This window comes from Dactylosporangium sp. NPDC000521, from assembly GCF_042898305.1.
Lineage (GTDB): Bacteria > Actinomycetota > Actinomycetes > Mycobacteriales > Micromonosporaceae > Dactylosporangium.
In genome coordinates this window covers 1-3,677 of the sequence record NZ_JBIAYW010000058.1, presented here as the reverse complement: position 1 = coordinate 3,677, position 3,677 = coordinate 1, and the positions used below count along the sequence as shown (strand labels likewise).

Annotated in this window: 3 protein-coding genes; all 3 read right to left on the bottom strand. The window is 69.0% G+C overall.

The features are described from left to right. Window positions 1–63: 63 nt before the first annotated feature. The 3 genes from ACFY3L_RS54500 to ACFY3L_RS54490 all read right to left on the bottom strand — a co-directional run bounded on the left by ACFY3L_RS54500 (window position 64) and on the right by ACFY3L_RS54490 (window position 3,382). Window positions 64–450, bottom strand: coding sequence for a hypothetical protein (locus ACFY3L_RS54500; RefSeq protein ID WP_389343920.1), 387 nt, complete (start codon window positions 448–450; stop codon window positions 64–66). A 374-nt stretch (window positions 451–824) separates the two neighbouring features. After that, window positions 825–3,065, bottom strand: coding sequence for a tetratricopeptide repeat protein (locus ACFY3L_RS54495; RefSeq protein WP_389343917.1), 2,241 nt, complete (start codon window positions 3,063–3,065; stop codon window positions 825–827). Continuing rightward, complete coding sequence (locus ACFY3L_RS54490; protein ID WP_389343914.1) at window positions 3,062–3,382, bottom strand: hypothetical protein; 321 nt, start codon at window positions 3,380–3,382, stop codon at window positions 3,062–3,064. Before ACFY3L_RS54490 ends, ACFY3L_RS54495 begins: the two co-directional genes overlap by 4 nt. Between the last annotated feature and the right edge of the window lie 295 nt (window positions 3,383–3,677).

Below are 3,677 nucleotides of genomic sequence, written 5' to 3'. Positions count from 1 at the left end.
AGCGTGCCTTCATGTACCTGGCCACCATCGACGTCGCAACCATCAAAATCTGGCTCCGCGACCTCACCACCCGAGATCCAAGAGACACGGCCTAGTGGCGTCGCCCACGGTGGTCACGGTGCGGGTCTCACCCTGACGCAGGTCGAGCACCCGCACCCCGCCATCGACCAGCACCACTCGCGACCCGTCCGGCGCCAGGGCGATCTGCAACACGCCGCGGACGGTCGGCCCGACCAGGCGGACGGCGTCGCCCTCGATGAGGCCGACCTGCCAGTCGTACCCGTCGATCATCGAAGAGCCGAAGCCCTCACCGCGGCGTGCCGTCGTGACGATCATCGCGACCGTCCGCCCGTCGCCGGTCGTGACGGGCGACATGGCCTTGCCCTGGTCGCCGCACGTCAGGCCTTGCGCGTCACGTGCGCTGGCGTCATACCCTGCGAGAGCCGCCATTGCGGATGAAGTACACAAACCCGTCGGGCGACCAGCTCAGCGACGAGACCCGGGCCGGCTCGCCCGGTAGCAGCCCGCACCCGGCCGGCAGCACAGCGGCCGCGAGCGTCACCAGACTCAGCACGGCCCGAAGGTGCCGGCGCCCGGCAGCGTGGGGTCGTTCCTGCGTGTCGATTCGGGGATCGTACCGGCAGCAGCGCCTTCGAACGGGCCGGCTGGGACCGACCAGGTCCGCGCTCGAGGTCGGCGACGTTGGGGCACGCCAACGAGGGGTCTGGCTCGGCGGTCAGTTGGTGTTGGGGCTTGCTCTGTTCGGGATGCTTCTACGCCATCTTCGCCGCCACGCAGCGCGTGCGGTCATCGCCAGATCTCACCTATGTGCTGGACGTCCAGGCTCGCAAGCGTGCGGCAGCGGCAATTGTGTCGGGGTGTTCGGGGCCGAGGACGCGTCTGCGGTCGGCGACCACGTGCTCCTGGATGGTGATTGCCTCGCTGAAACGACCGGCCTGCCAATAGGAGGCGGCGAGGTTGGCGCGGGCGCGGACCGTGTCTAGATGCTCGGCGCCGAGGATCTGTTCGCGCTCGGCCGCCACCCGCTCCACGATGGTGATTGCCTCGGTGAAACGACCGGCCTGCCAGTACGAGGCGGCCAGGCTGGAGCGGGCACGGATCGTATCGGGGTGCTCGGCGCCGAGGATCTGTTCGCGCTCGGCTACCACGCGCTCCACGATGGTGATTGCCTCGGTGGAACGACCCGCCTGCCCGTACGAGGTGGCCAGGTTGGCGCGGGCACGGATCGTATGGGGATGCTCGGAGCCGAGCATCCGCTCACTGTCGGCGACCGCCTTCTCCAGCATGGCGATGGCGTCAGCGGAACGATCAGCCTGCCAATGGAAGGCGGCCAGGTTGGCGCGGGCAAGAATCGTTTCGGGGTGCTCGAAGCCGTGAATCCGTTCACTGTCGGCGACCACCCGCTCCTGGATGGCGATGGCGTCAGCAGTACGACCAGCCTGCCAATAGGAGGCCGCCAGGTTGCCGCGGGCGTGGATCGAATCGGGGTGCGCGGGGCCGAGGTGTCGGTGTGCTCGTTCGGTGAGGGTTTGCCAGTGCGTGACTGCCGCGGCGGGCAGGCCGGCATTGAGAAGGCTGATACCGGCCGTGAACAGCAGTTCGTGTCCGTTGGGCTGCCAAAGTGCGGTGCCAGTGTTGGCGTGCAGGGCGGTGGCGTTGGCGCGCAACGACTCCACCAGGGGCGCCGCGTCGACGGTGCGGTCGCTGGCGGGCCAGAGCGTTACAAGGGCGTCGGCAACAGCGTGCGCAGCTTCCACCGCGTCAGTGCTCGACTGTTCACGGGCGGCCCGGGCAGTGAGCGCGTGGATGCGCACAGCGCGAGGACCCTCGATGGGGGCGTGGGTCAGCAACCCGTAGCGGTGCAGCAGCCGCAACGCCGCGCGACCCTGGTCAGCGGTGACGGACCCGCCCGGATCGGCGCGATGCGTGGTGAGAAAGGCGGTGACGGGCCCGGTGGTCCAGAGTGTGTCAGGGTGACCGGCCGGGTCGAGCAGCGCGGCCAGGTCCAGCGCCGGGCGGGCCAGCCCGACAGGAGTCGCCCGATCGGCGGCCTGCAGGTTGAGCAGCAACGTGACATCGACGGGTCGCCCGTAGGCATCGGGGTCAGCGTCGACTGGCATCAGCTCGATCAGCCGCTGCCGGCCGCTGGTGTACCGATCGAGGTAATTGCCGCACGACTCCGCCTCATTGATCATGTACGCGGCAGCATGCGCCAACGCCAATGGCAGGCGCCCCACCGCTTCGGCGAGGTCGCCGGTCCGGTCATCGAGCAGATGCGGCAGGCCCTCGCTGGTGAGCCGCTCGGTCAGGTACGCGATCGACTCGTCCGCACTGTAGACGTCGATGTCGATGCGACGTCGTCCGCCGCCGGTCAGGGCGGCGGTCCGTAGACGGGTGGTGGCGAGGGTCCATCCGTGCGGGCCGGCGGGCGGCCACCAGTGAGCGAGATCGGCAGGGTCGGTGACGTCATCCAGGACAATCAGCCAGCGACGGCGGGTCGTGTGCAGCCATTCGCGAAGCGCCTCGGCGGCCTCCGCTGGACTGGCACCGTCGGCACCTGGAACAGACAGGCGGACCGCCGCACGGGCATACAAGGCAATGACCTGATCCTCGGTCCCAGCCGGCACCCACATCACGAGGTCAGCGTTCTGTTCCTCCATAGCGTGACGGGCGAACCACGCCGCCAGCTGCGTCTTGCCAACCCCGCCACCACCGGCCAGTACCCTCGCCGCCACGCCGGCAGAGCGCTGAGCCAGCACCAGGTCCTCACCGTCACGGTGAGCGCTCAGAATCTGCTCCCGCAGAGCTTCGCGAGGCTGGAACGCCGAAGCGAGCGCCGGCGGCCGGCCGATCTGAACCGGCCACACCACCGGCTCAGCAGGAGGGGCATGATGGTGCTCGTGATACTCATTGGTCACATCACCGGCGATGACCCCGCTGACGGCGACGCCGCCTCTGCTCGCCGTCGCGGCGCCGGACCCGGTGACGCTGATCCCGCTGTCGTCAGCCGCGGCAGCGGGACCCGGTGTGCTCGGGTCGGTCACGACCGGGGGCGTCGCACGACGCCGGTCGTCGCCGTCGAACCCGGCCCGTCAGCGGCCGCGTCCCCCGATCGGACGACGTGGACGGGTCCGCTGTCTCCGGTGATGTCGGCTCCGGTCGTAGCCTGACCGCCACCGCGCGCTTCAGCGTTACCGGTGTCCTCAACCCGGTCCAGTTCAGGCACCGGCGCTCCTCCCGCAACAGGCAACAGATACGGCGCGCCCAGAGCCAACAGCGCCACCACCAGCCCGGCGATGCCGACGACCTTGTTCGCCTCGTCCGCACCAACCGCAGCGAGATAGACCACCACAGTGGCCATCAGGATGGCGAAGGCGATCCGCCCAGCCCAGATCCACCGCAGACTCCGACGAGGCATTCCACACCTTCCCCTCACCCCACGGCGCACAACCGGGAGCACGACTCCCGGGCACCAGTGTACGAACAAAACATCCACCACACGTGATCACCCGGTCACCCAGGTTGGCTGCGGAGGCGCAACCCCAGGACGGGCCGCCGGATCCCTCCCTGTCACGCTGATGTGAGACAGCCTGTCTACCAGGGATACTCTTCCTGGACGGTCCTGAGGAGAGCACATCAGCATGACGTCGAAGCCC